This window comes from Halobacillus naozhouensis, from assembly GCF_029714185.1.
Taxonomy (GTDB): Bacteria; Bacillota; Bacilli; order Bacillales; family Halobacillaceae; genus Halobacillus_A; species Halobacillus_A naozhouensis.
The window spans coordinates 19,311-39,553 of record NZ_CP121671.1; the positions used below are offsets into that span (position 1 = coordinate 19,311).

General features: G+C 42.6%; 30 protein-coding genes. 24 read left to right on the forward strand and 6 right to left on the reverse strand.

What is annotated here, in order from left to right; genetic code table 11:
* Positions 1-394: 394 nt before the first annotated feature.
* Complete coding sequence (locus tag P9989_RS00100) at positions 395-616, reverse strand: helix-turn-helix domain-containing protein (RefSeq protein ID WP_283076869.1); 222 nt, start codon at positions 614-616, stop codon at positions 395-397.
* Between the two features lie 163 nt (positions 617-779).
* Between P9989_RS00100 and P9989_RS00105 the strand changes: the two genes are divergently transcribed.
* From P9989_RS00105 to P9989_RS00215, 23 genes are all read left to right on the forward strand, one after another.
* Positions 780-1,007, forward strand: coding sequence for a hypothetical protein (locus P9989_RS00105; protein ID WP_283076870.1), 228 nt, complete (start codon positions 780-782; stop codon positions 1,005-1,007).
* Positions 995-1,330, forward strand: coding sequence for a hypothetical protein (locus tag P9989_RS00110; RefSeq protein WP_283076871.1), 336 nt, complete (start codon positions 995-997; stop codon positions 1,328-1,330). Before P9989_RS00105 ends, P9989_RS00110 begins: the two co-directional genes overlap by 13 nt.
* Positions 1,331-1,807: 477 nt before the next feature.
* Positions 1,808-2,116 (forward strand): hypothetical protein, encoded by a 309-nt coding sequence (locus tag P9989_RS00115; protein ID WP_283076872.1) that lies wholly within the window; start codon positions 1,808-1,810, stop codon positions 2,114-2,116.
* The gene (locus P9989_RS00120; protein ID WP_283076873.1) at positions 2,091-2,267 is read left to right on the forward strand and encodes a DUF5659 domain-containing protein; all 177 of its coding nucleotides are present in this window, start codon (positions 2,091-2,093) and stop codon (positions 2,265-2,267) included. The genes P9989_RS00115 and P9989_RS00120 overlap by 26 nt, the downstream gene beginning before the upstream one ends.
* Before the next feature lie 15 nt (positions 2,268-2,282).
* Entirely contained in the window at positions 2,283-2,729 is a 447-nt protein-coding gene (locus P9989_RS00125; RefSeq protein WP_283076874.1) for a helix-turn-helix domain-containing protein, read from the forward strand.
* Positions 2,730-3,110: 381 nt separating this feature from the next.
* Entirely contained in the window at positions 3,111-3,782 is a 672-nt protein-coding gene (locus tag P9989_RS00130; protein WP_283076875.1) for a hypothetical protein, read from the forward strand.
* A gap of 110 nt (positions 3,783-3,892) precedes the next feature.
* Positions 3,893-4,126 carry a helix-turn-helix domain-containing protein gene (locus P9989_RS00135; RefSeq protein WP_283076876.1) on the forward strand — a complete coding sequence of 78 codons (234 nt, stop codon included), beginning with the start codon at positions 3,893-3,895 and terminating at the stop codon, positions 4,124-4,126.
* Positions 4,127-4,220: 94 nt separating this feature from the next.
* Positions 4,221-4,388, forward strand: coding sequence for a helix-turn-helix domain-containing protein (locus tag P9989_RS00140; protein ID WP_283076877.1), 168 nt, complete (start codon positions 4,221-4,223; stop codon positions 4,386-4,388).
* A gap of 36 nt (positions 4,389-4,424) precedes the next feature.
* Complete coding sequence (locus P9989_RS00145; protein WP_283076878.1) at positions 4,425-4,559, forward strand: hypothetical protein; 135 nt, start codon at positions 4,425-4,427, stop codon at positions 4,557-4,559.
* 33 nt (positions 4,560-4,592) lie between these two features.
* The gene (locus tag P9989_RS00150) at positions 4,593-4,745 is read left to right on the forward strand and encodes a hypothetical protein (RefSeq protein ID WP_283076879.1); all 153 of its coding nucleotides are present in this window, start codon (positions 4,593-4,595) and stop codon (positions 4,743-4,745) included.
* Positions 4,732-5,268: an HNH endonuclease gene (locus P9989_RS00155; protein ID WP_283076880.1), complete on the forward strand. Its 537-nt coding sequence runs from the start codon at positions 4,732-4,734 to the stop codon at positions 5,266-5,268. The genes P9989_RS00150 and P9989_RS00155 overlap by 14 nt, the downstream gene beginning before the upstream one ends.
* 29 nt (positions 5,269-5,297) lie before the next feature.
* Positions 5,298-6,035 (forward strand): hypothetical protein, encoded by a 738-nt coding sequence (locus P9989_RS00160; protein ID WP_283076881.1) that lies wholly within the window; start codon positions 5,298-5,300, stop codon positions 6,033-6,035.
* A gap of 8 nt (positions 6,036-6,043) precedes the next feature.
* Positions 6,044-6,190 carry a hypothetical protein gene (locus P9989_RS00165; RefSeq protein WP_283076882.1) on the forward strand — a complete coding sequence of 49 codons (147 nt, stop codon included), beginning with the start codon at positions 6,044-6,046 and terminating at the stop codon, positions 6,188-6,190.
* Complete coding sequence (locus tag P9989_RS00170; protein ID WP_283076883.1) at positions 6,187-6,399, forward strand: hypothetical protein; 213 nt, start codon at positions 6,187-6,189, stop codon at positions 6,397-6,399. The genes P9989_RS00165 and P9989_RS00170 overlap by 4 nt, the downstream gene beginning before the upstream one ends.
* A gap of 190 nt (positions 6,400-6,589) precedes the next feature.
* Positions 6,590-6,793 carry a hypothetical protein gene (locus tag P9989_RS00175; protein WP_283076884.1) on the forward strand — a complete coding sequence of 68 codons (204 nt, stop codon included), beginning with the start codon at positions 6,590-6,592 and terminating at the stop codon, positions 6,791-6,793.
* Positions 6,786-7,157, forward strand: a complete 372-nt coding sequence (locus P9989_RS00180) for a hypothetical protein (protein ID WP_283076885.1) — start codon at positions 6,786-6,788, stop codon at positions 7,155-7,157. Before P9989_RS00175 ends, P9989_RS00180 begins: the two co-directional genes overlap by 8 nt.
* Positions 7,158-7,160: 3 nt before the next feature.
* Positions 7,161-7,361, forward strand: coding sequence for a hypothetical protein (locus P9989_RS00185; protein WP_283076886.1), 201 nt, complete (start codon positions 7,161-7,163; stop codon positions 7,359-7,361).
* 70 nt (positions 7,362-7,431) lie between these two features.
* Positions 7,432-7,770 carry a hypothetical protein gene (locus P9989_RS00190; protein ID WP_283076887.1) on the forward strand — a complete coding sequence of 113 codons (339 nt, stop codon included), beginning with the start codon at positions 7,432-7,434 and terminating at the stop codon, positions 7,768-7,770.
* Positions 7,760-9,925, forward strand: coding sequence for a phage tail protein (locus P9989_RS00195; protein ID WP_283076888.1), 2,166 nt, complete (start codon positions 7,760-7,762; stop codon positions 9,923-9,925). Before P9989_RS00190 ends, P9989_RS00195 begins: the two co-directional genes overlap by 11 nt.
* 3 nt (positions 9,926-9,928) lie before the next feature.
* On the forward strand, positions 9,929-11,896 hold the full coding sequence (locus tag P9989_RS00200) for a phage tail spike protein (RefSeq protein WP_283076889.1): 1,968 nt from the start codon (positions 9,929-9,931) through the stop codon (positions 11,894-11,896).
* A gap of 20 nt (positions 11,897-11,916) precedes the next feature.
* Positions 11,917-12,051: a hypothetical protein gene (locus P9989_RS00205; RefSeq protein WP_283076890.1), complete on the forward strand. Its 135-nt coding sequence runs from the start codon at positions 11,917-11,919 to the stop codon at positions 12,049-12,051.
* 123 nt (positions 12,052-12,174) lie between these two features.
* The gene (locus P9989_RS00210) at positions 12,175-12,792 is read left to right on the forward strand and encodes a hypothetical protein (RefSeq protein ID WP_283076891.1); all 618 of its coding nucleotides are present in this window, start codon (positions 12,175-12,177) and stop codon (positions 12,790-12,792) included.
* 895 nt (positions 12,793-13,687) lie between these two features.
* Entirely contained in the window at positions 13,688-15,505 is a 1,818-nt protein-coding gene (locus P9989_RS00215) for a cation:proton antiporter (protein ID WP_283076892.1), read from the forward strand.
* A gap of 174 nt (positions 15,506-15,679) precedes the next feature.
* Here the strand turns inward: P9989_RS00215 and P9989_RS00220 are convergent, their stop codons facing one another.
* Together P9989_RS00220 and P9989_RS00225 are read right to left on the reverse strand one after the other, a co-directional pair.
* The gene (locus P9989_RS00220) at positions 15,680-16,222 is read right to left on the reverse strand and encodes an ImmA/IrrE family metallo-endopeptidase (RefSeq protein WP_283076893.1); all 543 of its coding nucleotides are present in this window, start codon (positions 16,220-16,222) and stop codon (positions 15,680-15,682) included.
* Between the two features lie 123 nt (positions 16,223-16,345).
* Positions 16,346-16,693 carry a helix-turn-helix domain-containing protein gene (locus tag P9989_RS00225; protein ID WP_283076894.1) on the reverse strand — a complete coding sequence of 116 codons (348 nt, stop codon included), beginning with the start codon at positions 16,691-16,693 and terminating at the stop codon, positions 16,346-16,348.
* Between the two features lie 237 nt (positions 16,694-16,930).
* Here P9989_RS00225 and P9989_RS00230 point away from each other — a divergent pair, with 237 nt between their 5' ends.
* Positions 16,931-17,761, forward strand: a complete 831-nt coding sequence (locus tag P9989_RS00230; protein WP_283076895.1) for an N-acetylmuramoyl-L-alanine amidase family protein — start codon at positions 16,931-16,933, stop codon at positions 17,759-17,761.
* A 218-nt stretch (positions 17,762-17,979) separates the two neighbouring features.
* On the opposite strand, the gene P9989_RS00235 is transcribed toward P9989_RS00230, so the two are convergent.
* The 3 genes from P9989_RS00235 to modA form a co-directional block, all read right to left on the reverse strand.
* Positions 17,980-18,618 carry a sulfate/molybdate ABC transporter ATP-binding protein gene (locus P9989_RS00235; protein ID WP_283076896.1) on the reverse strand — a complete coding sequence of 213 codons (639 nt, stop codon included), beginning with the start codon at positions 18,616-18,618 and terminating at the stop codon, positions 17,980-17,982.
* 13 nt (positions 18,619-18,631) lie between these two features.
* A complete protein-coding gene (modB, locus tag P9989_RS00240) occupies positions 18,632-19,300 on the reverse strand; it encodes a molybdate ABC transporter permease subunit (protein WP_283078798.1) in 669 nt (222 codons plus the stop codon).
* 135 nt (positions 19,301-19,435) lie between these two features.
* Positions 19,436-20,221, reverse strand: coding sequence for a molybdate ABC transporter substrate-binding protein (gene modA / locus P9989_RS00245; RefSeq protein WP_283076897.1), 786 nt, complete (start codon positions 20,219-20,221; stop codon positions 19,436-19,438).
* Between the last annotated feature and the right edge of the window lie 22 nt (positions 20,222-20,243).

The window sequence follows — 20,243 nt, forward strand, 5'->3', positions numbered from 1 at the left end:
ATAAACGCAGGCATGACGGGGCTTACAGAATGACGTACTATAATATAGATTATGTAACCTAGCGTTCGTATAAATCGCTGTAACCGTTGGTGCACAAGGTATTACGAGGGGAACAGCGGTCGTTTATCGCCTGCCTCCGCCTTACCTGCGAGCTACCTTCGGACTGTATATCGCTGCATACGTTATACATACGCTATTAGTACGCACGAACGTTCGTATGTAAAGTGGAAATGCTTGACGGCGGGGGTACCTCGGTTTTGAGCGGTGCTGCCGAGTGCCTGCGGAATTAGCGCAGCATTGAATAAGTTAGTCATATTATTATATAAGGTAACGTCCCTACCCGTAAAAATTTCCGGCAAAATTTTAGACCTTCGAAATCTCCCGCAAGATCCGATCAGGATCCTTCGTCCTCTAACGTAAGCAGCTCGTTTATATCCTTAAGGTCTAACGCGGTTGCTATGGCCTCTAACGCCTGTTTCGGATAACGCTTTGTCTTACCGTTTACAAGTTCGCTAATTGTACGTTCAGTAAGCCCGGTCATTTCCGCAAGCTGTTTCTGTCCGCAGTCTTTTTCTTTTAAACGTTCCTTTAAGTGTATTTCGATTGTCTTAGCCATTGTTTAGTCGCTCCTTCACCGATTAACTACGTCCATTTTACCATAGTATAACGAGACTTATTGCGTTAAATGTAATTTTATTGTTGACAATTACGGTAAACGGAATTATAGTATAACTAACGGTTACGCTAAACGTAATTAAAACAAACGGAGGAGCGATAATATGGAAAATGTTTTAGAACTAATCGAAAACTATCGGGAGGACAGCCGGCAGCAACCGGGCAACATCGATTTACTATCCGATTATCAAGACGGGATCATCGACGCTTATCTCGAAATGGAAGGCACGGACGAATTTATCGCGAACATCTTTAAGCAAGCGGACTTTAACGACTCAGACATCGAATTTATGATCGATAAGTTGAAGGCGGTGCAACCATGCGTACAGTAGAGGCGCTCAATGTCAACGTTAAGTACCATACGTACAACGACCTAGGCGAGCCGGTTGTATATACGTCACAGGGCCGGATTATAACGGCCGGTATCGTAGTTATGACTTCATCCGATGACGTGACTTTCTACGAATATGACGGAAGGATCGACGATACCGTTCATGTGTACGCGGAGAATAACCGACTATTCGGCTTTACGTACACCACGGGCGACGAGGAAATGTACGAAAAACTATCCGAATTAATACAGGACGGGGCTTCGTTGACCGACTGGATAAGGGCCGGAATTAATATGACGCAACAAAGCCTCGGAGAAGCGTAATGATTAAACGGAACTTACGAAATATAGACGAAGCTATAAACGCTCACCTTTCGGAAATATATGTAGCTCTATTTGTCGCAGGTTTATCGTTCCTGTTCTTCGCAATTACGTTGTAAAGCAGATTCTCCACCGCGGTTTTAAATATATCGATCCTACAAGGTCGACGGCAGTTACACGAAATATAAACGAAGTACAAGGCGGCAAGCGGCAACTTGCGGCCTTTTTTGTACGAAATTATGAGCGGGTGCGTATTATCTCTTGAATACTTAAAAAGTTTGTAGGGTAAGGCGCACGATTGCCAGTTGGCGCGTGAATAGAAAGTATAGGGGTTAAAATCAGCCCTTGATTTGAGAAAAATAAGAAAAATAGTCATTCAACCGTGTAAAAGACCCCAAAACCTTGGGGCTAAAGAGTGAGAGGAAATTTTTATTTAGGCTTTTACTAATTACTTATTTAGTTAATGAGGGAGTGGATTAAATGCAAAGAATGAAAAATTACGAGATAACCTACGAGCCTAAAATAAAGTGGGCTTTTAGAGTTATTAACCCGTATAACGAATTTGATATTCGGAATATGGAGGAAACAACACTCGTACCTGATTGGGGAACATACGTCATCACTGTTAAGGCGCCTAATAAGACGGTAGCCAAGGCGGCGTTATGTATAGATGTGTTCCGCGCAAACATGGGGCATGGGTACGGAGAGGAATTAGCGCTTTCCGCGGTTAACGGCATCAAAACGATAAAGGAGGTGAGGGCAAATGTTCGAGAGGAAAGTGATTCTTAATGTACACGTCGCAAACCGTTTAATAAAAAAAGGGTTTTCAGTTATCGAGGTTAAGCCAAGTACAAGAGTAAAGGGGCGTGCGGTTTTTATATTTCAAAATACTCCAGAGTTTTCGGAAGCATTAAAAGATATTACAGAAAAAGGATTCTAAGGGGGATTCCATACTATGAGCCAACAAAAACCAGTAATAAAAGGGACCGATAAAGTATTCGACAAAACGAACAAGGCAGAAAGTGATTACTTCGTTAAAATGCCGTCAGATCTAATGAATTACGTCCACGTACCAGGTTATAAACCGCAATTTAACTACCTCTATACGATACTAGTCGACTTTTATAACGCTGATATGGGTTATGCATATCCGACAGAGTATCAGCTATCGAGGCGTTACGGAGTTAAGGCGGTTAAGACGATACGAGAGCATTTGAGATTCCTAGAAAGGGTCGGGTTGATTAAAATAGTCAAGCCACGCGCAAATAAAGTCTATGTGCCGTACAAACCTCTAACACAGGCGGAGCTATTTAAAAGGTGTCCGGAAGCATCAAAAAGTTACAACGAATTTATACAAGCTGAGACAGAGGAGAAAAAGCGGACTGGTTGGTTAGAACGGTAATTTTGATACCAACCCACCGGTAAAATAGCTTCCAAAAAAAGTACCGATTTTACCGTATAACTAGATTTACTAACTAGATTTATAACAAGATTTAAAAACATTACGAGTATAAACGGAAAAGAAAGTTCAAAAGAAAGGAAACTAATTCGTTCGCAAGCTCACTTCATTGTTTCCGCATAACCTTTCTTACGAAAGAACATGCCAACTATTATATACGCAAAAGAATAATCGAATATAAGACCGAGCGGAAAGGGATTAACTAATAGATCTTATCGAATAAAAGAACTTTCCAAAGAAAGAAAAAGAGGGCTGAAAAAGAAAGAAAGGTTTTCAGGGCCGGCAGCCTCCAACAAAAACACCAACAAAAGGGGAAATAATTAAATGAATAACTACCGCGATCCAGGAACAGGCGCTATCGAATTCGCTCGTGAATATGTACAAGGGCTGGACGAGCTCGAAGCATTATCTGTAATCAACTCGCTATTAAACGGAGAACTCCACGACTCCACGGACAAGCGAATTAAAAGGTGCAATTATTGCGGATACCACTATAAGGACAACACACGCCCGAATAACGCTAAGGTTTGCTCGCATGAATGCAGAGAGGCCCGTAAGGTGATAAACCGAACACGTAAACGCCGTACCGCCAAACCGCCCAAGCCTACGAAGAAGGATATTTATTACGTCAAAGCTCCGGATGGTTACGATTTCTGGATTAACGAACGCGAGATGCTGAAGTATTTCGATAATAGAGAAACGGTATTCGACGACAAGAAAATCGAGCAGATAGCTGCGGCGAAACATCGTAAGGAGAGCATGGGCGGTAAGAAAACGCCGAAATACACGTCGAGTTATCAAGGCGATGAAAAAGGCGCAGGAACGGACCACCGCGTTAACGTTAGATTCGTAGAAAATAAGGAAGCGCGAAAGCCCGGCGAAGTCATAACGACGAAGATAGATCCGGAGGAAGTTAAGGCGTATCTAATCGAAGAGTACGGCGAACATAAGCTATTTACAGGACGGGAGACGATACGGACGATAAAGAAACACTAGTAAACTTTTAGCTTTAGTCATCTAACTATATATGGGAAGGCTTCGGACAGTTTTTTATGCTTTGATACTGCCCTTTTAAGCAGTAATAAATAATTTAGGAGGATCAAGGAATGAGATTAATTATTGATAATCAAACATTTTATGTAATTAGAAAAATTCACCGGCTTTCAATGAAAGAAATGGCTGACTATTTGAATATATCACAGTCGTACGTAAATCAAATTGAAAAAGGCAGGGAGCCGGTAACTGGGAATGTCCGCGATAAAGTTGTTAATGTGTTTGGCCTAGATAACGAGAAGTTAGTAAAGATCAAAAAGGATTACAACGAGTACACTATTAATTAATTTTTAGTTTTTATTATTTTACGCTATAATTACCCATTTTAATTATATGTCAACAGGATATGGAAGTCAAGAGTGATTTTAAGGGGGTGAGGATGTGGAAGGGAAAGAATTACGCCGAATAAGGTTTGAAACGGGGCTGAGTCAAAAAGAGTTTGCTAGGCGCTTGGGTTTCCATCAATCTTACATTTCGTTTATGGAAATCGGAACTAAACCAATATCGGCTAAAACAGTTTTTAAGATTAAACAAGAGTTTGGCGCATAATCAACGCAATTACTTACCGAAATGAGGTGAAATGAAATGAAGGAAACAAACGCATTGGCTACGTACCTTGTTGCGTTGGCGCTTCTCCAAAACACCGGAAAAACACACGTCAATCATGAGATTATGGACGTTATCGAGATTCTAAAACGTGAGTTACGAATGGACAAGTAAAACAAAACTCGAAATGAAAGGAAATGATCTGAAATGAACAAGCAACCAATTAGCGATTACCTGAGTATTTACGAGGAAATTGTAGCAAGTCTACAAAGGATTGAGGAAAAGGTTGATTATATAGATTCGAAAGTGGATCGCATCGACGAGCGTACGGCTGGAGGTGGCGCAGATGAACGCTACTAAGAATTGCCGCATCTGCCAAACGGAAAAGCCCCTATCGGAGTACAACGTCAAAAAGTCGAATAAGGACGGTCTTAGAAACGCGTGTCGGCCGTGCCAACGTAATTCCAACGCAGAGTACCGTAAAACTCCGGAAGGGCGGTTAGTGCGAGCCTTTCACCAGGCGAAAGGTAGTGCGAAAAGGAACGGGGTTTTTGACGACTTGACGATGGACGAATTACGGGAAGCGTACCGAGTTTCGAAAGCGCGGGGGTGTCCGTACTGCGGAGAGGAGATAGAAGATAATTCCTTTAGTTTGGACCACGTCATTCCTATGTCAAAGCACGGCCCTAACACATTCGCCAATATCGTTATTTGTCACCATCTATGTAACACCAATAAGCACAACAGGCCCGTGACGGACTACGCAACCGAAGAATCACTTGACGTCTTAATGAGAGACACATTTATGAGAAGTGAAAAGAAAATGAAAGTATGGGAAATAGTAGACATGTTCCAAAGCGGCGAATACAAGAAGTCTAACTAAACAAAAAAATTTGAAGGAGAGATTTAGATATGGAACAACACATCGAAAAAGCAAGAGAAATTGAAAGCAGCGTAAATAAAAAATATATAGAAATCAGAGAAGAGGCAGCTCGAGAAATTTCTTTAGCAAAAACAGATACTGACTTATCCCCGGAGGGTAGACGAAAGAAGGCACAAAAACTCCGGGAAAAATACGCACTGAAAACTATTGAGTTCGCTAAAGAAATTAAAAAAGAGTTCCAAAGCGAAGTTTCAAAAGCTCAAGCGGAATCAGAAAAATTATTAAAAAAGGAAGCAAAGAAACCAAACGACGAGAATTTAAGGCAGTTTGAATCTCAACTTAATGACTTAAAAACCCGATTAATGCTTTCAACTGATCCTGGGAAATCCGAAAAACAGCTCGCGCAGTTTGTAGACGGTATTAAAGATGAGCCTTACTTTGCAGGTAGATTAAAAGAGGAATTCAGTTCCGTAATTAATCCGATCCTTTCTAGTGCACCTGACAGCCAATCGACATTAAAACTTAAGAAGAGCTTAGATAATACATTTGATTATATTAACAACCAATCACTTTCTCATGAACAGCGAGAAGCAAAAGAAATCAATGAACTATCCAAACAGCTATATGAATCGAAGCTATTTAGCCCCGTAGCCTTAACCAACGCAGAGGAATTGTTCGGGAAGGAATTTACAGGATATCTTAACGATCCTGACAGCCTTCCGGAAGACGTAGTTATCGACGCCGAAACTGGCCGGATGGGGGTTTAGTACAACCGATGAATAAAAGCATATACAGCGACAAACGAGGAGTAATAGAAAAACTTCAATCTGACAATAAATATGAGATTATCGCAGAAGTTTACAAGGAAGGCCGGTTAATCGCCGGTCTTTTTTCGTGGAAAGAATCGGGGGCTTCAGAATGAGTTACTATCCGCGGGAAGAACAAGAAACTCTATACGCCTACGATCCTGTTAGTAATACGTGGGCGGTTCATAGTACGTACCCACCGCATATAAAAAGTATATTGGCTAGGGTTGAAACCATTACTCTTGCTCATGAGGACGAAGACGGTACGGTAATCGCGGTAGAAGGATACGCTGATAAGGAGCAGATTCGACTATATAAAAAATAAAGAGCAGCGCGGGGTTTTTCGAGGTCAATGCGTCGAGCATACCTACGACACCTGTAGCAGGACAAGTACCTCAGAAATGCGGGGCTACCCCCATAAATTTAGACGAAAATACGCTGTATACGCAGTATAAACGAGGTGAGCGAAACTGGCGAAGCTACATGCAAAGGTTAAGCGTACGGAAACGGCTGCTATGGTCACGGTAAAGGCGGAAAGTGAGGATCCGTTTAAATTCGAATTTTCACCTATTGCGACTAGAGAAACGATACGCCGCGCCTTGCCGGTAATGATTAAAAACGAACGAAACAAGCGATATAAAAAAGCAATCCGGCGAGAACAACTCGCGGAGCAGAAGCGTAAAAAGGCGGAGCGTAGCGAGGGGGAGACGGATGAATAAGCGCAGATTTAAAGCGTTCAGAATTAAAGGCGAATCAGAAACCGGTATAGGTATCGCTGAACACGTTGGAAAAGAGTCGATTTATATTGCTTCCCTCTACTATGACCGACAACTCAGTCACCGAGATATATTTTGTGCGGTAGGTGGCCATGTTTACGGGCTACTAGAGGATGATGATAACGCACATATCCGATTATGTGACTTTCAAATGAAGAAGTCCTTTAAGGCTGCATTTCCTGAGCGTGTGTATTTCCGTACACAGTCTTACCATGAATCCTTCTCCGAGCCGAAACTATTGGCAGAAGACAGTATACAAAGAAGAATCTCAATTACAGAAGTATTATGTGGAAAGGAAGAGGTTTAATTAATGGGACGAAAACAGAAGAACCAGAGCTTACGGTCACTTGCCGATTCTCGAAAAAGGAAACGGATGAACGACTCGAAGGGGTGGACGGAACACCTTATGGAAGAGTTGCAAAACAATGAGCTCGAGGCGGAAGAGAAGAAGCAACCTAATAAGAAAGGAAAGCGAGAAAACGCTAAAAGACTGACAAATGACTCTTTATAAAAATGACGACGCCCCGATGATGGCTAATTGCCGGAGGGGCTATTTTTAATGCAAAAAGGAGAGGGAAATCATGAAAAAGCCAAATGCAGACACACGTAAATTCTACAAAGTAATTGATCGTGTTTCTCGTTTAGCCGGGGAGTTTGATGCAACCGACCTATCGGCAGCTAGGCGTCAGCACCTTAAAACATTCCAGGCGATTGAAACGAAACTAGGAACTATTAAGGAACGGAAGCTATCACCGGAGTTGCGTTCAGCAAAGCCACACGTACAAGCGGCACTTACATCATTCATTTACTTTATCGAGTATGAAGACGCAGAAAGCGGCGAGCGGGCAATCGAGCACCTAGACGAGGCAATGGGCGCATTAGGGATTGTAGACGGCGAGGGTGACGTAAATGGCCATTAAGCAAACGGTTATGTACAAGGTTGGAATTACCGATCGCATGACCAAGCCACTCCGTCGCATGCAAGGTCAGCTTGAATCGTTCAAGAGGACATCGGAGAAGTTAGACAACATGCAAATTACTCCGAAAATTGATGCTAAAACGAAGAAGGCCGAAGAAGATCTCGATAAGGTTAAAAGGAAAACGGACAGCCTCCCGCGGAGAATCGTGACCCATATTGAATTGTCGAACAAGGATTTTCTTAACCGAATGGACCGGATAGCGCAGTCTATGCGAACTTTCGAGGAACTATCGAGCGGAATCGCGAAGGGCGGTATGTTCATGGCGTTACCCGCGTTAGTTCCGATATTAGGCGTAGCAGCCGGCGGAATAGGTGCGATTGGATCGGCTTTCACGTCCGCAGGGATAGGCGCGGCAGGATTTGCAACGGTCGCTATTCCGGCAATCTCCGGCGTCATACAAGCGAATAAAAATCTAAAAGCCGCACAGCAGGCAGTAGAAAACGCAAGTAATCCGGAGGAAAGAGCCGCGGCGGTGAAGAAGCTAACGAAGCTACAGAACGGACTAACCGAATCCCAAAGGTACTCCATTAAAGCGTTACGCGACTTTACATCGTTCTTTTCGCAATTTACGAAGCAATTCGAGCCGGACGTACTTCACATCTTTAACAATGCATTAAAGGCGACTAAGACCGTTTTAGAGTTATCGAAGCCAGCGATAGAATCGACGGTTGATGCGGTTGACCGTTTAATGGATAGCTTTAATAAATCGCTTAAAACGGAGGATGTTAAATCCTTTTTCGACTGGCTCGGAAAAACAGCGGGACCGAACTTAGAGAAGCTAACTAAGGGCGTCGGAAATTTCATCCAAGGTATTTTTAATATGGCGGTAGCGTTCGATCCATTGGCTAAGTCGTTCGGCGACGGGTTCTTAGACATGTCGGAGAAATTCCGGAAGTGGACTAAAACATTATCGGAAAACAAAGCGTTTCAAAAGTTTATGAAGTTTGTTAGCGAAAACACGCCGACGGTGATGTCGCTAATCGGAAACATAACGAAATTCCTTGTTAATTTAGGGATTGCGATGGCTCCGTTAGGTGAACAAGTGTTAAACCTAGCGAACAAGTTCTTCGCGTGGGCGAGCGAACTATTGAAGAACGAGAAGTGGCTAGGCATTATTGCGGGCTTAATTCCGATTATTTATGGGGCCTTCCGTATATTGACGCCTCTCATAAGCGGTGCGATCAGTGCATTTAAATTCTTATGGCCTATCGTTCAAAAAGCGTGGAAGTGGTTCGGCAAATTGAAAGGATCATTTACGAAGATACTACCGACGATTTTACGTGTAGGTTCCTTTATCACGAGATTGTCCGGACCTATCGGAATTATTATATCAATCGTTATCTTACTCGCTACGAAGATTATCAGTAATTGGGATACGATATGGGCTAAAACGAAAGAAATATTCGGAAAAGTGAAGAGTTTTCTCATTAATACCTGGCACGAGATTCGATTGAAGTTTGCAATGGTTAAGGCTATAGCAAAAATGGTGCGAGATAAGTTCAATGAAATGAAAAACTCAATCAAAGAAAAAATGGAAGCAGCTTGGAAAAAGATCGAGGAGATATGGGGGAAAGCTGAATCCTTCTTAGAGAATATCAATCTATTTAGAATAGGCGGAAACATTATCGAAGGGCTTATCGATGGTATTCAGTCAATCAATTTAGGCTCCGTCATTAGTGGCCTAGCGGAGAAAATTCCCGATTGGATCGCGAAACCTCTCGGAATTCGTTCACCTTCCAGAGTAACGATGAAGCTCGGCGGTTTCATTGGCGAAGGACTAGTAATCGGAATGCAACGCATGAAATCACCGGCAGAACGAGCGGCACAAGGCGTAGTTGACGCAGTTCAACGCCCGTTTAGCAGAATGAACACGGAGTTTGCGTTCGGAGTTAGTGGACGAAGCTACGGCAATTTGAGACGAAACTCAGGCGGATCACAAACGCAAGCAGCGGAAGCTGGCGATACGAACGTTTATAATCAAGGCTTACTCGATGGCGCCGTATTCAACGTTCGTGAAGAGGCAGATATTAAGAAAATTGCAACGGAACTGGGTAAGGAAATCAAGGGTACTAAGCGACAAAAGGGGGTTAGGTAATAGATGATTCATATTCTAAATAGGGATCGCCAACGCCTGGCCATCTTAGAAAACGCATATGATGTATCGGTACAGAAGCGCACTAACCAAGTATGGGGCGCTTCTTTTTCATTGCCGATAGATGATCCGAAAAACGAGCATTGTGAGCATTTTAACTTTGTGGAAGTGTACGGCGATGAAACCGGAAGATATTACGGGTTATACCGTATAATGCCAACGGAAACAAGCCGAAGCGATGGCGGAGGTTCGATAACTTACGAATGTGAGCACGTTCTCGCTACGTTGCTGGACAGTGTAATGGAAGGTTATCACCAATATACGAACTATACGACAACGGATGTGCTCGAGTTCATTCTATCACTCCAAGACGAGGCACATTGGCAGCTCGGTACGGTAGATTTTACACGTTACTTCCATTATAAGTTCGAAAATGAGAACGGCTTGCTTGCGCCCATTCTTTCGATTCCACAGCCGTTCGATGAACCGTTCGAGTGGACGTTTGATACCGAAAATTACCCGTGGACAATTAATTTAGTAAGACCTAATAACTCAGTAAAGGGAGAAATTCGCTGGGGTAAGAACATTCAATCGTTTAAAGATGTATCGGATCCGACGGAAATAGTTAACTGGATTATTCCGCGAGGCTATGGAGAGGGAGTAAATCAGCTTACGATTAAGGACGTCAACGGCGGGCTTTCCTATCTGAAAGATCAGGCGTCTATCGACAAGTGGGGTAAGAAACCTTATATATGGATAGATCGTCGCTTTGAGGTTGCCGAATCGCTAAAGGCTTCCGGAGCATCGCTGCTCAATCAATGGAAGGATCCAAAATTCTCTTTCGATACAGACGCAGTTGATCTGTCAATTTTACCGGAATATGCACACGAGGAAGTTGCGTTGAATGACGTGGTTAATGTGGTCGTAGATGGCGAGGTTTATTCCGCGAGAATTATCGGGGTAAATATACCGGACTTGTCGAAAGAGTACGACGTTGACTATACTATTGCGAACAAACTGGACGATATTGCGGATATACAAGCCGATGTAGAACGTAAGCAACAGGTAAACGAAGCCTATTCGCAAGGGGCGACGAACATTATGACGGAGAGTCAGGCGGAGAATTGTGACCCCGATCATCCCGTAACCTTCCGTCTCTGGATAGCGCCGGACGTAGTGAACATTAACGCTATGCATCTAACGTATGAAACGTCTAATTTCCGAGGCTATACGCGAGGATCGAAAGCGGGCGGTTCTTACATTAAATCGAGTACGGTTCAATCGAGAAGTACCGCAGGCGGTGGAGGCCAAACGACTAGCGCCGGAGGTGGGCAGACTACTTCGGCAGGGGGCGGTCAAACAACTACAGCAGGCGGAGGGTTTACGACTACGAGCGCGGCAGGTGGCGATCATAAACATTTAGTTATGTCGTACAGCGGTAATGATACGTCTCAAATGACGCCAAGCCGATACTACACGCGCTCTAGTGGAACATCGGGCTACAATATTGCAATCGACGTCGAGACAAGCACTACCGGCGATATATGGACTGCCGGCGGATCAGGCGATCACACTCACCAAGTTTCCCAGAGCGCACACAGTCATAGCGTATCAGATCATACACACTCCGTATCCGATCACTCTCACACCGTATCCGACCACACGCATGATTTTGAAGTTGAGATTCCGGCAATCAATATTCCAGATCACTCACACCCGCAAATTTACGGAATTTACGAGGACTCAACGTTGCCTAGCTCGCTAAATATCAAAGTAGACGGTAATACGGTAGCCTCATCATCTTTAAGCGCGGAAAACGTGGACCTAACTCCGTACCTATCAAAAGATAGCGGCGGGCGGATTCAACGTAACCGGTGGGCAACTATCGAAATTACACCGGATGACCTGGCGAGGGTAAATGCAACGGTTGTTACGAGGTTATTTGTACAGAGTCATATCGGAGGCACGTACTAACCAACAAAGGGGCGGTTTTAATGGAAAGAACAATTTGTTTTTATGATCCAAACGAATATGTAATCTTTACTAAGTGGCTTCACGAACAAGGTGGAGTCATTACGTTTGTCCGACAAAACCAAACCGGAGATATACGAGTAAACTATAAACAGTAGCGGGCTGCCTTCTGGTGGCCTTCCCTCTTTTTCCTGTTTTGGAAAAGTATTTAAAAATTATGAAACCTCGGGTATACTTATACGTAGATAAGCTATCTAACAAACGTAAAGGGGTTTGGTTATATGAAGAAATGGTTAGCTGGGATCGGTGCAGTAGTTATTGCAGGTGGACTTACATTAGCGGTTGTAAGCGGGGAAGATGGAGAGAAAAAGGAAACTACACAAGCAAAGGATACGGAAACTACTGAGGTAGCGAATGTAGAGAGTGGCGCAGATACGGATTCGAGCGCAAACTCTGAAAATAAAGAGGAGGTAGAGAAGTTGCCTGCTGACGCATCTACTATTAAATCGGAAATGACGGAATTTATCCATAAGGAAATCCAAGCCGAGGGGCGTAACAATCGAGAAAGCGTAATCGGCATAGAGGTAGCTGACGGTACCGTTACCTATAAAATACTAGCTGGACCCGACACGCCACAAATTAAAAAGCGTGTGAACAGTTGGTTAGATCGAAATAAAAAGCTATTCGCGCAAACCTTCGAAAACTATGCGGTGGATAACGTAAGAATCGAGTGGATTAACTCATTCGGTATTGATTCAGTCGATGACCTGGCGCTCGGAATGTCGCTAACGAAGGCGGATTACGAGGCGGGCGTAATTGACGGTATTTCTTTCGACCAGTTTCCGGAAGTTACCGATAATTATACGGAACACGAAATCTACAAAACATATTCGAAATAATGTCGAGCGTAGTTGCCGAAATGGTAGCTGCGCTTTTTACTCGCTTTTATAGCCGATGTTATCAGCGTACATAATACAAGCCCGAATCCAGTTACGTCTAGAGAGCGAATAGCGAAACGAATAGTCCTCGCCCGTATGTGCCGAAGAATGTTCCAATAGAAGAGAGGCCGGAACATGCCGAAGAACATTCCGAACAGGCCACATCGGAAGCTTCCGAAGGTAATTCCACCGAGTAAGCGTAGGCGGAATATGCTTAACTCAATAACGGCGGGCAGGAACGCAAATAAGGAACGTTCTCATCTTCCGCAACTATATACTCTGTATATAACCCCTACGGTGGTGCGACTTCTTAATATTCAAATGCAGAGAATCGACCTACAGCGAAATTAGAAAAGGTTAGCCGCATAGTTGGTCGAGTAAATGCAAAATAAAGCGCTTGTATTATCCGCGCTTGTCCGATATAATCGAGGGAAAGAAACGTTTATATACGAACGTAACCGAGTGATTCAACGGTAAGCCTTCGATTAAGCTACCGCCAAGCACTCGACAAATGACCGAATAACATAGCGTTTCCTAAACCGTGTGTCGCAGGTTCGAATCCTGCCGGGGGCGTTCATTAAAACCAATGGGGCGCAAGGGTTACAGCCTACACACCTCAATGATAAAATGGCACGTTTTTGAATCTTTGGCCAAAGTTTTGGCTAAATTGATTTGAAAACGTGCCATTTTTGTTTTGGATCTCCAAATATCTGCTGCCCGAAACTGTTCGCAGCTATAAGTTCCTTCTAGCACAGCCATTAATAAAATCTTGGAAAAAATGCACACTAAAACTTAACACTGAAAATCCGTATAGAACATACTAACAAAAAAACTAGATGATTTAGGAGATTTAATTATGGTTGATTCGTTATTGTTTCAAGTGGTCATGATAGGAGTTATTGGCATCGGCGCCCAATGGTTAGCCTGGAATTTTCGCGTTCCAGCCATTGTTGCCATGTCCCTGGCCGGGTTGCTTGCCGGACCGATTTTCGGGGTTTTGAACCCAAAGGAAACATTTGGTGATATCTTTCAGACGTTTATTTCAATTGCGGTGGCGATTATTTTATTTGAAGGCAGCCTAAACCTAAATTTTAAGGAAATTCGGGGGCTTGCTCGCCCCATCGTGCGAATCATAACATTAGGTGCGTTTATTGCATGGATCTTGGGTTCATTTGCCGCACACTATGTAGCCGGGCTTTCATGGGCTGTTGCTTTTGTCATTGGTGGACTTTTTATCGTTACCGGTCCAACTGTCATTTTGCCTATTTTGCGTCAAGCAAAATTGAAACAGCGGCCCGCATCTATTTTAAAATGGGAAGGTATTATTGTTGACCCGCTTGGGGCGTTACTTGCTGTTTTTGCATTTGAAATCATTCTTTTTCTTACATCTGAGGAAGTTGCAGTAACAAAACTACTCCTATTTTTCTTTTGGTCTATACTTGCAGCTTTTATCGGTTGGTTGACAGGAGTTATAGTAGGTTGGATGTTCGAAAAAGGTCATGTTCCTGAATTTTTACGATCGCCCGTTGTCTTATCTATGGTCACAGCTTGCTTTATGGTAGCCGATGAGATTAAACATGAAACAGGTTTACTAGCAGTCACTGCGATGGGAATCAAACTTGCTAACATGAATATTTCATCGTTTAGTGATATGCGTCACTTTAAGGAAAATATGTCCGTCCTGCTCATGTCAGCAGTCTATATCATGATAACAGCAGGAGTCACAAGAGAAACACTGCTGGACATATTAAATTGGAATATCATCGGGTATATCCTCTTAATGATCTTCCTTGTTCGTCCTTTATCGATCTGGCTTTCAACAATCAATACGGATATAACGAAACAGGAGAAAACGTTGGTCGGCTGGATAGCGCCACGAGGGATCGTAGCGTTAACCGTTTCTGGTTACTTTGCCCAGGTCCTGTTAGATACTGGATATACCGATGCAAATCTCGTCATACCAATGACGCTTGGTCTCGTTTTTTCAACGGTGGTTGCACATGGATTTTCAATCCGATGGGTGGCGGAGAAACTCGGTCTCGCGGTCAATAGCCAACCCGGTGTCCTGATTGTTGGCAGTAATTCATTCAGTATCAGTATGGCAAAAGTGATGATAGAACTAAATATTCCTGTATTGTTGGCAGATTCTTCACAGCAGCGACTAGAGGCTGCTCGAGAGACGGATATCGAAACCTATCATGGCGAAATATTGTCTGAACTCTACGATCATGAATTGGATCTAACACCGTATGAATATATGGTTGCTGCATCTATAGTGAACTCTTATAATGCCTTAGTTTGTAGATCCTTTGTTCAGGAAATGGGCCGAAATAATATCTATAGTCTGCATAATGAACACGGGGAAAGCCTTACGGACCTCGTCGATAAATACGACAAACGCATTTTAACAAAAGAAAATATTTCGTGGCATGAACTGAATGATCGCGTCGAACGCGGCTTCCATTTCAACACAACGAAGTTAACCAAAAAAAGCTTTGCCCAATGTGTTAAAGAGCGTAGTGAACAAAGCCTGATATTATTTATTTTAAAATCATCCGGAAAAATTGAGTTTTCAACACACGAAGGACAGGTCAAAGGTGAACAAGGAGATATTGTTGTAAGCTTGGATCCACCGGCCTCGAAAAGAAGGAACACTGAAGAAACAGCGGGATAGATGGGGCAGCTCCTAAACCTTTTGTATCGGTTAGCTTAACAACAACTACGCAAAAAGGTCTAAAATAAGTCAAAGTGGCGGAGGGTATTCTTGGGACTACATCACTGGGGCGACCTATTATAGATAAAATGCTGAGGTTCTGGGCAGACAGGGAGCTCAGCATTTTAGGATATATTACTCGTAATTCTCGAACTTTTCGCTTACCTGATATCCTCTGTATACTGTCTGAGCGAAGTTTTGATCCAACAAGAGACCGAGATATTGATTCTCCAAATGTTGTAAGCGACGGGATGCAAATTCTGGAGTAACTCCAAAAGTGGAAACCACTTCGTAAATGGCTTGCGACTTTTTAAACGGAAGGTTCATTTGCAGCAGCATAAAAGTAGGGACACAGAAATGCAAAGCAAAGTTATCTGCTTTCCATTCTTGGTATTCAACAAAGCGTACAGGCAGGTTAAGCTGGGAACCGCTGTGCAGCAATATATGGCCAAGCTCATGGCCGAATGTCTGCCAACGTTCTTCTTTAGATAACTGTTTTTGAAGGAAGATTCGACTTATTCCTTTATAGATAACGGCTTCGCTACTATGCTCCCAGTCATAAACCCGTATATTTAGTTGTTCTGCAATACGGTCAATCGTTAGCTGGTTTGGTATTCGTATGGAGAGTGAGATTAGAAGATCGTATATATGACTTTCAAGAGTTGTGTATTGATACATAAATTCCACCCTTATAGAACATACGTTCGAATTTTAGGTAAAAGAAAAGCCCTCCTGTTACGGGCTGTTTAAATTCATCTTAATACACATTTGAGAATTTTCCTAGTCTACTATGGCAGTACACTATTCACTTTTAATAATTTCCCACATTTTTCTTAGCTTTTTCAAATCTTCTAAGTCTGATTTTGGAAGGTCTGCATACCAGCGTTGAAGCTCTGGATCATGGATAAAGGCGTCCATGTCCCCCTCTGTTTCCCCCATTTTGGAGTCTTCTGTCATCCCCATAAGCCAATCAATGGAGACATCATAGAGTCTGGCGAGTGTAGACAGCATTTTGGTGTCCGGTTCTCTATAATTTCTCTCATAACCGGATAACCTTGAATTAGAGATTTCTAGTTTTTCACAAACAAGAGTTTGTGACCAACCTTTGTATTCCCGTGCTTCTCTTAATCTTCCACCTAATGAACCCATACCATTCATCCTCGAGTGATTTTATTTTCTTTCATAATAAAAGGATACTATTAAATAAACATTTCGCGCAATATTTTGCGCAATATGTTTATTTAATTATTGACTTACGCGAAATGCGCATTTAAAATAAACATTAACGTTACGCGTAACGCGCAAATTCATGAATGGCATGGCCAAACTGTTCATACAATAGTTTTCAGTTTTGATAACAATTTTAGCAAAGGAGAGAATGATTGTATGGCTTATTTAATCGCACTTGATGATGGGCATGGAATGGAGACCCCTGGTAAACGTACCCCTTATATTAATAGTCTTGGAAGGTCTATTAAAGAAAATGAATTTAATCGAGCAGTGGTTTCCTTCCTTGATGAAGAGTTGCAGCGCAGTGGCTTTAACACGTTGTTAGTAGCTCCGACTGATGTTGATACATCGCTGGCTACGAGGACAAATCAGGCAAACCGAGCAGGAGCGGACGCTTATATTTCCGTTCACTATAATGCATTTGATGGAAGTTTTGAGGGGTCAAACCCGAGTGGGATTGAACTTTACGTTTACCCTGGTCACTTAAACCGGGAAGCAGGCATGCTGGCGAAGAGTATAGCTAATTATTTAAAGAAAGGAACTCCACAAGAGTTTCGGGGCATAAAAGAAGCGAATTTTCACGTATTGCGTGAGACAGCTATGATTGCTGTATTAACGGAAAATGGTTTTATGGATCACCCTGACGAGGCTTTATTAATGATTGATCCAGAGTTTCAAAAAGAGGTTGCTATGGAACATGCTAAGGGGATTTGTGATTACTTCGACGTCGCATATGTGCCGGAGAATGGAGGGAATGAATGGTATATCGGCCGAAGAGTAGAGTCCATTTTTCAGGGAGATTTACGATTTTACAATCAACCTTCATGGGCAGACTCAGCAGTTGCAGGTTATTTGCAATATGGTTATGGTTTTCCTACTATTCTTGATCGAGTCATTGTAGAAGGTTCTCCGCAGTATAAGGTGGAAAACTCTCAGGGAGCGGTTTATTACGTAACGGCTAATGAAACGTATGTACGAGTAGTATAATAAATCAGCAGAACCCGGAGCCCCTCCGGGTTCATGTTATTTCTCAGTCGCTAACGTCTTGGAATCTTATCATCAATAAACAAGAAGGCAACAATTAAGCCGATTACGGTCATGATCGATATAAAACAAATAAGAAAGCAAGCGGTTCCAATTTTGATATTTATAGGGAAGTTTGCCCCATTGCCTTCAATGCTTTCAACTCCGGCGCAACCTTTTCTCTAATCTGACCAGTTTCTGGAGTGAAAAGGCACTAGGCCATTTTCGATCGGAAGAATACGGTCCGCTAATTTCTCTGCTTCGTTTCGGTCATGAGTAACTAATATAATTGGGATTTCCCACAATTGACGCAGCCGTAATAGTTCTTGATGACACTGGTTCTTTGTGTCTTGGTCCAGAGAGGAGAATGGTTCATCTAATAGCAATAGGTCAGGTTCTGTTGCTAAAGCACGGGCTAAAGCGACACGTTGTTTTTCACCGCCAGATATTTGCTTTGGATATTTGGAGGCTAGATGGCTGATGCCGACAACTTCTAATAGCTTGTTAACGAGTTGGTCATTCGTAGCGCCATACGATATATTTTTATAGATCGTCATATGAGGAAATAGGGCATAATCTTGGAATAAATAACCGATGTTACGTTTTTGAACAGGGAGGGGCTTATAGTTTGTTTGAAATAATATGCTTTTATTTAAGGTGATTTCTCCCTTATCAGGATGAGTAAGCCCAGCGATACAATTAAGAATTGTCGTTTTACCAGATCCGGATGGTCCATACAAAATAACGGTCTCATTTCCAACTTTAAAGGATGCGTTTAAAGTAAAATGTGGGAGTTCTTTAGTAATCGATAACGATAGCATATGACACCTCCATTTACTGATTAAACTTAAGGATATTACGTTTACTCCACCAATTGAGCCAAAGCACAGAACTAAATCCAAGAGAAACAATAATCAAGACCCAGAAGCGGGCTTGCTCCATATGGCCAGACTCTACAGCGAAATAGATAGCTAGAGGGATGGTATTGGTTTCTCCCGGAATATAGCCGGCTATCATGAGCGTGGCTCCGAATTCTCCGAGAGCACGTGCAAAACTTAGAACTAAGCCCGCCAGAAGCCCAGGCCAGGCTAAAGGAAATGAGATAGTGAAAAAAACTTTCCATTTAGACGCACCCATTGTTAAAGCGGCATTTTCAACATTTTGGTTATAATTTTGAAAAGCTGCTGATGCACTTTGATACATTAAGGGAAAAGATACAACAACTGCAGCAACTACGGCACCAATCCATGAAAAAACAACCTGAATATCAAAGGATTGAAGCAGGAAACTGCCTAAGGGTCCATTTTTACCGAACAAATAAAGGAGTCCAAATCCTACGACCGTTGGCGGGAGGACAAGAGGAAGCAAAATCACGGACTCAACGAAACTTTTCCCGGGAAATTTTTTTCTAGCGATTATTCTTGCGAAGAAAACGCCAAAAATGAAAACAATTAAAGTAGCGATGGTGGCTATCTTTAAAGAAAGAAAAAGAGGAGAGTTCATAATTAACCAACTTTCATTCAATAGATTCTATAGGCCATGGGCTAATTACATCTATTACAAAAAATAAATAGCTTTCATTGTACCTTTAAAAAAGTCTGACCTATTCAGCTCAGACCCTTCAAGCCAAACTAAGCCCTAAGGTTGTTTTTTCTCAAAGCCATAGGACTCTAGAATTTCTTGTGCTTCCTCCGTCTTAAGATAATCTAAAAATGCTTTTGCTTCTTTAGTGTTGGCGCTGGCTGTTAAGACAGCAGCCGGATAGATGATTGATTGATGCAGGCTTTGGTCGACTTGGCTAATTATCTTCACGCGGTCTGAGATAAGCGCATCACTTGCATACACAAATCCTAGAGCAACGTTTCCTGATTCTACATATGTAAGCACTTGGCGGACATCTCTTGCATATACCATTTGAGCTTTTAAATCTTCCCATTTGTTAATGGATTGTAACGCTTGTTTCGTGTACATTCCTCCAGGAACGCTGGCAGGGTCGCCTAAGGCGAGTTGCTCCTCGTCAGAAAGCTGGATTGATTGGATAGAAGAAAAATCAAAATGCCGGTTTTGCTTTGTAATCAATACGAGAGAGTTTCCGGTAAAACTAAACCTGGTCTCTTTTAAGATGAATTGCTGCTTTTCTAGTTTGTCCATCCATTTTTGATTTGCGGATAAAAAAACATCCAGGGGGGCTCCCTGTTGAATCTGCTGCGCCAATTTACCTGAACCGGCAAAATTAAATGTAAGTGTTACGTCCTTATTTTGACTTTCGTACGTTGTTTTTATTTCTTTCATAGCGTCAGTTAAGCTAGATGCTGCTGAAATGGTAAGTTCTGTCGTATCCTGCTCTTGCCCCGGAGTGTTACTGCATCCAGCAAACAAAGCTAAGACTAATCCTAGAAAGAGTATTATTAATTTTCTCTGCATGTGGCGATGCTCCTATGTGTGA

What these genes read in the sequence shown, in the direction of transcription:
- P9989_RS00160 (WP_283076881.1), top strand. Translation starts at nt 5,298, where the DNA reads ATGGAACAACACATCGAAAAAGCAAGAGAAATTGAAAGCAGCGTAAAT.
- P9989_RS00220 (WP_283076893.1), bottom strand. Translation starts at nt 16,222, where the DNA reads ATGTATCAATACACAACTCTTGAAAGTCATATATACGATCTTCTAATC.
- P9989_RS00135 (WP_283076876.1), top strand. Translation starts at nt 3,893, where the DNA reads ATGAGATTAATTATTGATAATCAAACATTTTATGTAATTAGAAAAATT.
- P9989_RS00110 (WP_283076871.1), top strand. Translation starts at nt 995, where the DNA reads ATGCGTACAGTAGAGGCGCTCAATGTCAACGTTAAGTACCATACGTAC.
- P9989_RS00125 (WP_283076874.1), top strand. Translation starts at nt 2,283, where the DNA reads ATGAGCCAACAAAAACCAGTAATAAAAGGGACCGATAAAGTATTCGAC.
- P9989_RS00190 (WP_283076887.1), top strand. Translation starts at nt 7,432, where the DNA reads ATGAAAAAGCCAAATGCAGACACACGTAAATTCTACAAAGTAATTGAT.
- P9989_RS00130 (WP_283076875.1), top strand. Translation starts at nt 3,111, where the DNA reads ATGAATAACTACCGCGATCCAGGAACAGGCGCTATCGAATTCGCTCGT.
- P9989_RS00115 (WP_283076872.1), top strand. Translation starts at nt 1,808, where the DNA reads ATGCAAAGAATGAAAAATTACGAGATAACCTACGAGCCTAAAATAAAG.
- P9989_RS00165 (WP_283076882.1), top strand. Translation starts at nt 6,044, where the DNA reads ATGAATAAAAGCATATACAGCGACAAACGAGGAGTAATAGAAAAACTT.
- modA (WP_283076897.1), bottom strand. Translation starts at nt 20,221, where the DNA reads ATGCAGAGAAAATTAATAATACTCTTTCTAGGATTAGTCTTAGCTTTG.
- P9989_RS00105 (WP_283076870.1), top strand. Translation starts at nt 780, where the DNA reads ATGGAAAATGTTTTAGAACTAATCGAAAACTATCGGGAGGACAGCCGG.
- P9989_RS00185 (WP_283076886.1), top strand. Translation starts at nt 7,161, where the DNA reads ATGGGACGAAAACAGAAGAACCAGAGCTTACGGTCACTTGCCGATTCT.
- P9989_RS00225 (WP_283076894.1), bottom strand. Translation starts at nt 16,693, where the DNA reads ATGGGTTCATTAGGTGGAAGATTAAGAGAAGCACGGGAATACAAAGGT.
- P9989_RS00175 (WP_283076884.1), top strand. Translation starts at nt 6,590, where the DNA reads ATGGTCACGGTAAAGGCGGAAAGTGAGGATCCGTTTAAATTCGAATTT.
- P9989_RS00195 (WP_283076888.1), top strand. Translation starts at nt 7,760, where the DNA reads ATGGCCATTAAGCAAACGGTTATGTACAAGGTTGGAATTACCGATCGC.
- P9989_RS00155 (WP_283076880.1), top strand. Translation starts at nt 4,732, where the DNA reads ATGAACGCTACTAAGAATTGCCGCATCTGCCAAACGGAAAAGCCCCTA.
- P9989_RS00205 (WP_283076890.1), top strand. Translation starts at nt 11,917, where the DNA reads ATGGAAAGAACAATTTGTTTTTATGATCCAAACGAATATGTAATCTTT.
- P9989_RS00150 (WP_283076879.1), top strand. Translation starts at nt 4,593, where the DNA reads ATGAACAAGCAACCAATTAGCGATTACCTGAGTATTTACGAGGAAATT.
- P9989_RS00120 (WP_283076873.1), top strand. Translation starts at nt 2,091, where the DNA reads ATGTTCGAGAGGAAAGTGATTCTTAATGTACACGTCGCAAACCGTTTA.
- P9989_RS00210 (WP_283076891.1), top strand. Translation starts at nt 12,175, where the DNA reads ATGAAGAAATGGTTAGCTGGGATCGGTGCAGTAGTTATTGCAGGTGGA.
- P9989_RS00145 (WP_283076878.1), top strand. Translation starts at nt 4,425, where the DNA reads ATGAAGGAAACAAACGCATTGGCTACGTACCTTGTTGCGTTGGCGCTT.
- P9989_RS00200 (WP_283076889.1), top strand. Translation starts at nt 9,929, where the DNA reads ATGATTCATATTCTAAATAGGGATCGCCAACGCCTGGCCATCTTAGAA.
- P9989_RS00170 (WP_283076883.1), top strand. Translation starts at nt 6,187, where the DNA reads ATGAGTTACTATCCGCGGGAAGAACAAGAAACTCTATACGCCTACGAT.
- P9989_RS00230 (WP_283076895.1), top strand. Translation starts at nt 16,931, where the DNA reads ATGGCTTATTTAATCGCACTTGATGATGGGCATGGAATGGAGACCCCT.
- P9989_RS00180 (WP_283076885.1), top strand. Translation starts at nt 6,786, where the DNA reads ATGAATAAGCGCAGATTTAAAGCGTTCAGAATTAAAGGCGAATCAGAA.
- P9989_RS00235 (WP_283076896.1), bottom strand. Translation starts at nt 18,618, where the DNA reads ATGCTATCGTTATCGATTACTAAAGAACTCCCACATTTTACTTTAAAC.
- P9989_RS00215 (WP_283076892.1), top strand. Translation starts at nt 13,688, where the DNA reads ATGGTTGATTCGTTATTGTTTCAAGTGGTCATGATAGGAGTTATTGGC.
- P9989_RS00100 (WP_283076869.1), bottom strand. Translation starts at nt 616, where the DNA reads ATGGCTAAGACAATCGAAATACACTTAAAGGAACGTTTAAAAGAAAAA.
- modB (WP_283078798.1), bottom strand. Translation starts at nt 19,300, where the DNA reads ATGAACTCTCCTCTTTTTCTTTCTTTAAAGATAGCCACCATCGCTACT.